Below are 6,228 nucleotides of genomic sequence, written 5' to 3' on the forward strand. Positions count from 1 at the left end.
TTACAAAATAAAAAGAAGGTTTTAGTATTTATTAAGTGGTAGAAAATCAGAAAAGTTATTTAGAAATTTTATTTAGTAGTAATACTTTAATTTAATATTTTTAATTAGCCATAGTTGATATTTTTGGTTTTTGATATAAAATATTAATTTTTATAATGTATTGTATCTTTTTTATTTTTGGAGGATATATGAAAAAATTATTTTTAACTTTAACGTTTGGTTTTACAAGCTTATTGGCTAATGAAAAAATATTAAATATTTACGAAAGTCCCACTTGTGGATGTTGCGATCTTTGGGCTAATTATATGAAAGATAAAGGCTATAAAGTACAAATACACAAAAGTGAAGATTTTTTAAAAATAAAAGAAAAAATGAATATTCAGCCTATGTATCAAAGCTGTCATACTGGCGTGATTGATGACTATGCTATAGAAGGGCATGTTCCTGAAGATGCAGTTGCTTGGCTTTTGGAAAATAAACCTGAGGATGTTATAGGTATTTCTGCTCCTGGTATGCCTCAAGGAAGTCCTGGAATGGAACAAGGTTATGAAGAAGAATATCCTGTAGTTTTGATGCTTAAAAATGGAGATTATAAAATTTATGGGATCTATAAAGGACATAATTTAATCAAGACAAACTAAGCAATTTTGCTTAGTTTATTTTATATATTAATGGTATTCTTATATGAAAAGTTTTTTCATACTGTGGAAAATTCTTAGACGCTATATGTATAGTTTCTAAGGCACTATCGTTCAATAATTTATATTTTGATGGTTTTAATATTTTTAAGTTTAATAGATTTTTATCTTTAGTCCATGTAAATTCTACTAAAATTTCGCCACTCATCCGCATTTTTCGAGCTTGCCTAGGATAAATTAAAGCTTTATCTATAGCTTGCTTAACTTCTTTTAAAAGTTCATTGTTATTAGTTAAAGATATACTTTCTTGAGAATTTATCAGGATGTTTTTTTCTTGAGATGTTATTTTTTGAGATTTTATTTCCTCTTTTAATCGATTTGTTGCTTTAGTATCGGTTGAAGTATTTATTTTTTTAGGTTGAACGATAGGTTTTTCTTTTACTTGTTCTATTTTTTTTATTTTTTCTTGTTTAGATTGTTCGTTTTTTATTTTAGGAGAATCTTGTAAAAATTGTTTTATAGCTATATTAAATTTTTCTTCCTTTGTAGTGTTATGTTGTATATGTAAAAAATTCTTAGTATAAAGAAAAACAAAAAGTAAAGGTAAAAAGATAAATAAAGTAATGAAAAATGATTGATTTTTATGATTACTTATAAAAGTCTTCATCTTTTTTGCTCTGTTAAAATTTGAAAATTTTCATGATTTTTATTTTTTAAAATATCAATAATTTTTACAAAGCTTTCAAATTTTGCTTCTTTATCACTTTTTAACTCTACTAAGGTTTTAGAATTTATAGTGTCAAATTTTTCTTTTATTTCTTCTATGGAAACTGTTTTTCCATCGATATAAAATTTATTTTCTTTATCGATTAAGATGCTTATTTTGTCTTTATTTTCACTTTTGGAATTTGAATTTTCACTTTGAGGTAGATTGATTTTGATTTCACCATGTGCGATAAAAGTGGATATACTTAAAACAATGGCTAGTAAAACAAGCATTATATCTATAAAAGGAATAATATTTAAACCTTCATTTTTTGGCAATTTAAGCATTTTTATCCTTAAAAATACGATATGCATTACTCAAAGTTGATATTTTTCTAAGCAATCCATTATAAGCCATCAAAGAAGGGATGGCAACTAAAATTCCCAAAGCAGTAGCCTTTAAAGCCAGCGATAAGCCAATAACAATAGATTTTACATCAATATTTCCACTTGCTCCCATGTCGTAAAATGTAATCATAATCCCTACTACAGTTCCTAAAAGTCCTACATAAGGAGCGTTAGTATAAATAATATAAAGCATAGTGATATTTTCACTAATTGCATCATCAAATTTTTCTTGGCATTGATAATCATTTAGTTTAATTTTTCTAAAAAATAAGATGCGTTCTATAGTGCACCATATAGCAATAAATGCCATTAACCCTAAAACAATAAATATAATTAAGTCAATATAAGTTTTTAAAAATTCCATACATCCTCGCTTTAAAAATTTTTGTGATTATATTACTGAAAATTAAATTATTTATTAATAACAATTATCATAATTGATATAATAAATTTATTTTAAATTAATAATTATTATCATAATATTCCAACTTTGAAAATTTTGTTTATTTATGAAAGGAAATAATGAAAAATTATTGCTTGTCAGTTTGTGTTGCTAGTCTTTTGGTCTGTAATGCTTTATCACAAGAAGTTTTATTAGATAGCTCTATAGTGAGTGCTTCGGGATTTTCTCAAGATATCAAAGAAGCTCCTGCTACTATAAATGTGATTGGTAAAAAAGATTTAGAGAGTAAGCCTTATAGAGATGTTGCCGAAGCTATTGCTGATATTCCTGGTATAGATTTATTTGCTAGTAAGGGAAAAACTGGATCTTATAATATCACCATGAGAGGTATTACCGGATACACTTTAATTTTAATCGATGGGCGCCGTCAAGGGATAGGTGGAGAAGTAGGACCTAATGGTTTTAATGAGATTTCAAATTCATTTTTACCTCCAATTTCTAGCATAGAAAGAATAGAAGTGATAAAAGGACCAATGAGTACTTTATATGGTTCTGAAGCTTTAGGTGGTGTTGTAAATATCATCACAAAAAAAGTAAGCGATAAATGGGAAACATCAGTTAGTTTAGATAGTATTTTTAATGCACATAAAGAATGGGGCAATACTTATGGCACAAGTATATATTCAAGTGGCCCATTGATGAATGATCGTCTAGGATTAACCTTACGTTTTAGAGGGTTTTATAGGGAACAATCTAATGTTGAATTTAGTAATGGAAGTGGACAAAGAGTGCAAGGTGATCAGGCTCAAAGTCCTACAAAAGCTAATAATTTTAGTTTAGGAACTAGGTTAAATTACTTAGTAGATGATTATAATATCTTGATATTTGATATTGATTTTTCAAGAAATCACTATGATAATAAAAAAGGCCAACTAGGCACATTAACAAAACCAACAGATAAAAATGATGGCTCTTTAACAGGTGGTTATACAGACACTATGCAAGTAGATAAGTTGGTAACTTATTTAAGTCATGAGGGTGTGTATGAAGATTTTTCGATTACTTCTACCTTGCAGTATAACCGTGTAAGTAACGATGGGCGTGAGGTAGTTGGCCAAGCAAATCAGCCATTTTTAGGGCAAAATAGAGATATAGTTGCTGAAGATATTATTATAGATACAAAATCAGTTATTCCTTTAGGTCAAAGTCATATTTTAAGCGTGGGTGGTGAGTATAGACTTGAGAAAATGCAAGATAAAATTGCTAATCCTACTAATTTTGATCAATATTTATTAGCTTTTTTTGCAGAAGATGAATATAGTATAAGAGATGATTTAAGATTTACTTTTGGAGCAAGATATAATTATCATGAAATTTTTGGAAATAACATTTCTCCAAGAGCTTATTTAGTTTATAATCCTACTAGTGAGCTTACTTTAAAAGGCGGTGTTTCAACAGGCTTTAGAACCCCATATGCTAATAGATTGATAGCTGGTGCTTATAATTATAGTGGACAAGGTAAATATCCTATGTATGGAAATCCGAATTTAAAAGAAGAAACATTGCTTAATTATGAACTAGCCGCTGTTTATAATAATGATTTGTTTTATATTTCAGCAACTGGCTTTTTAACAAATTTTAAAGATAAAATTTCTAGTCAAAAATTTAGTAAAGAAAGTATGATTTTGGGTATTGGAAAATGTGAAGCTGATACATGCTATCAGGCGATTAATCATGGCAAGGTTGAGTATAGAGGCATAGAACTTGGAGCTGGGGTTACTCCTGTAGAGCATTTAAATTTAGATTTAGCTTATACTTATCTTGATAGTGAAATTAAAGATGCGCAAGATAAAACTATGATAGGAAAACCAGAAATTGATAGTCTAAAACACAATATCATGCTAAAAGCAAGTTATAATATCTTTAGCAAATTCACTCCATGGATAAAAGGCGAATGGCAAATAGATCGTTATATGGGTGATACAAATATTAATAGAGAGTATTATCAAGATGTCTTTTTAGCTTCTATGGGTGTGCGTTATGATATCAATAAAAAATGGAATATTAATGCGGCAATTTATAATCTTTTTGATAAAAGTTTTACAAATGATTGGGAGTCCTATAAAAACAAAGGTGAAGATACTTGGGTAAATACTTATAATCGCATAGAAGAAGGAAGAAGAATTTATATTTCAATCAACGGCAGTTTTTAATTTTGTATAGTTGGGGAGCCAAAGAGCTTATTGAGAGCTTCTTTGGTTTCGTCTTTAGGATCGTATTTTTTAGCATCTTTTTTAAAATTTTCAAAATGTTCATTTAAATTCGGAGTACTTTTTATTTCTTGTTTTATAGGAGTTTTGAATATATCTTGTAATTTTTGGGTATCTATAGTTTCTATTTTTTGAATTTTAATTTGTGTTTTTTCTCCAAAAAGCTCATGAAGCAAGACTTTGATTAATTTAAAGCCATTGTTTAGGGTTTTTCTATCATCATCTTTAGCATGTGAGCTAATACTTAAAATATCATCTTCAAAAGAAATAAACTGCGTAGTTTTTTTGAAAACTTCAGCTAAATCATAATCTCTTTTGTAAATAGCTTTTAACAAACTTTCATAAGGATTAAGTTTTTCTTCTTTAATTGTTTGTATAGAAAGAATTTCTTGTTGTTTTGGGCTTGGTGTATTATCTTGTTTTGGACTTTTACTGTAAATAGCCTCATCAATACTTTTTAGATAAGTTGCTTCTATAAGCATGAAAGCCATAACACAAAGTACAAAACTATCATCATCGCTAGAATTTAACATAGTCTTAGCACGCGAAAGAATTCTAAAAAATCTTTCGTAAATTAACATAGAAAAAAGATTGTTTTTGGCAAAAAATGCTTCTTTTAAAAAAAATATCATCTCATCAATGACATTGCTTGCCTCGTAATCTTCAAATTCTTTTAAAAACTCAAGAACTTTATCTTTATCGCTAGCTAAAATGGCTTGATAAAATTCTTCAATTTTAGATGGATCTAAAAAGCCTAGCATCGCAGTAATTTTTTGTGTTTGTATATGATTTTGACAATATACTATGGCTTGATCTAATAAAGTTAGAGTATCTCTTAAAGATCCGTTTCCACTTCTTGCTATGAGTTTTAAAGCTTCTTTTTCATAATTGATATTTTCTTTTTCTAAAATCCACTCAAGATGATTTAAGATATCGTGGATAGAAATTTGCTTAAATCTAAAATGCTGCGTTCTTGAAAGAACCGTAGCAGGAAGTTTTAAAGGGTCAGTTGTTGCTAGTATAAATTTTACATAGCTTGGTGGTTCTTCCAAGGTTTTAAGCAAGGCATTTGCTGCTTGTGGGGTAAGCATATGCACTTCATCGATAATAAAAATTTTAAACCTAGCTAAAGATGGAGCGTACTTAACTTGCTCGATAAGCTCTTGAATGTCTTCTAAGCTTCTATGGCTTGCAGCATCCATTTCTATAATGTCTATATTAGAGCCACTGAGTGAAGATAAGCATTGAGAACATTCTCCACAAGGATTAGCACTTGGTCCCTTTTCGCATACTAGAGCTCTTGAAAAAATTCTTGCACTTGAAGTCTTTCCGCTTCCGCGTAATCCTGAAAACAAATAAGCATGTGCTAAGCGGTTATTTTCAAGAGCATATTTTAAGCTTGTAGAAACAGTATTTTGTCCTACAAGCTCATTGAAATTTTTTGGTCTGTATTTAACAGCAAGAGCTTGGAGCATTACTACTCATTCATGATGGATAACAACTCTTCATTGCTTTTGGTTTTTAGCATTTTAGAGTATAAGAATTTTAAAGCTTCTATATCATCCATTTGTGAAATAGCTGACCTAATTGCCCAAATTTTTTGAAGTTTTTCAACACCTTGGAGTAATTCTTCTTTTCTAGTACCTGATTTTATGATGTTAATTGCAGGGTAAATTCTTCTGTCTGAAATATTTCTATCAAGAACGATTTCACTATTTCCCGTTCCTTTAAATTCTTCAAAAATCACTTCATCCATTCTTGAGCCTGTTTCTATCAAAGCAGTTGCTATGATGGTTAATGAGCC

At 29.0% G+C, this 6,228-nt stretch carries 6 protein-coding genes and 1 pseudogene; 2 read left to right on the forward strand and 5 right to left on the reverse strand.

The window, feature by feature from the left end:
* Positions 1 to 188: 188 nt before the first annotated feature.
* Positions 189 to 641, forward strand: coding sequence for a DUF411 domain-containing protein (locus L8W64_RS08580; protein ID WP_263673503.1), 453 nt, complete (start codon positions 189 to 191; stop codon positions 639 to 641).
* Between the two features lie 10 nt (positions 642 to 651).
* Here L8W64_RS08580 and L8W64_RS08585 read toward each other — a convergent pair whose 3' ends face one another.
* From L8W64_RS08585 to exbB, 3 genes are read right to left on the reverse strand one after another with little or no spacing between them, the layout of a single operon-like run.
* A complete protein-coding gene (locus L8W64_RS08585) occupies positions 652 to 1,305 on the reverse strand; it encodes an energy transducer TonB (protein ID WP_263661674.1) in 654 nt (217 codons plus the stop codon).
* On the reverse strand, positions 1,302 to 1,691 hold the full coding sequence (gene exbD, locus L8W64_RS08590) for a TonB system transport protein ExbD (RefSeq protein ID WP_263661673.1): 390 nt from the start codon (positions 1,689 to 1,691) through the stop codon (positions 1,302 to 1,304). Before exbD ends, L8W64_RS08585 begins: the two co-directional genes overlap by 4 nt.
* A complete protein-coding gene (gene exbB, locus L8W64_RS08595) occupies positions 1,684 to 2,115 on the reverse strand; it encodes a TonB-system energizer ExbB (RefSeq protein WP_133319846.1) in 432 nt (143 codons plus the stop codon). The genes exbD and exbB overlap by 8 nt, the downstream gene beginning before the upstream one ends.
* A 158-nt stretch (positions 2,116 to 2,273) precedes the next feature.
* Between exbB and L8W64_RS08600 the strand changes: the two genes are divergently transcribed.
* On the forward strand, positions 2,274 to 4,367 hold the full coding sequence (locus L8W64_RS08600) for a TonB-dependent receptor domain-containing protein (protein ID WP_263673504.1): 2,094 nt from the start codon (positions 2,274 to 2,276) through the stop codon (positions 4,365 to 4,367).
* Here L8W64_RS08600 and L8W64_RS08605 read toward each other — a convergent pair.
* Both L8W64_RS08605 and L8W64_RS08610 read right to left on the reverse strand, forming a co-directional pair.
* Positions 4,364 to 5,899 carry a DNA polymerase III subunit gamma/tau gene (locus L8W64_RS08605; protein WP_133319848.1) on the reverse strand — a complete coding sequence of 512 codons (1,536 nt, stop codon included), beginning with the start codon at positions 5,897 to 5,899 and terminating at the stop codon, positions 4,364 to 4,366. The two genes, L8W64_RS08600 and L8W64_RS08605, sit on opposite strands and share 4 nt — an antisense overlap.
* A gap of 2 nt (positions 5,900 to 5,901) precedes the next feature.
* Positions 5,902 to 6,228 (reverse strand): annotated as a pseudogene (locus tag L8W64_RS08610) (transcription termination factor Rho); the annotation flags it as partial.

This window comes from Campylobacter sp. IFREMER_LSEM_CL1097 (assembly GCF_025772225.1).
Taxonomy (GTDB): domain Bacteria; phylum Campylobacterota; class Campylobacteria; order Campylobacterales; family Campylobacteraceae; genus Campylobacter_D; species Campylobacter_D lari_D.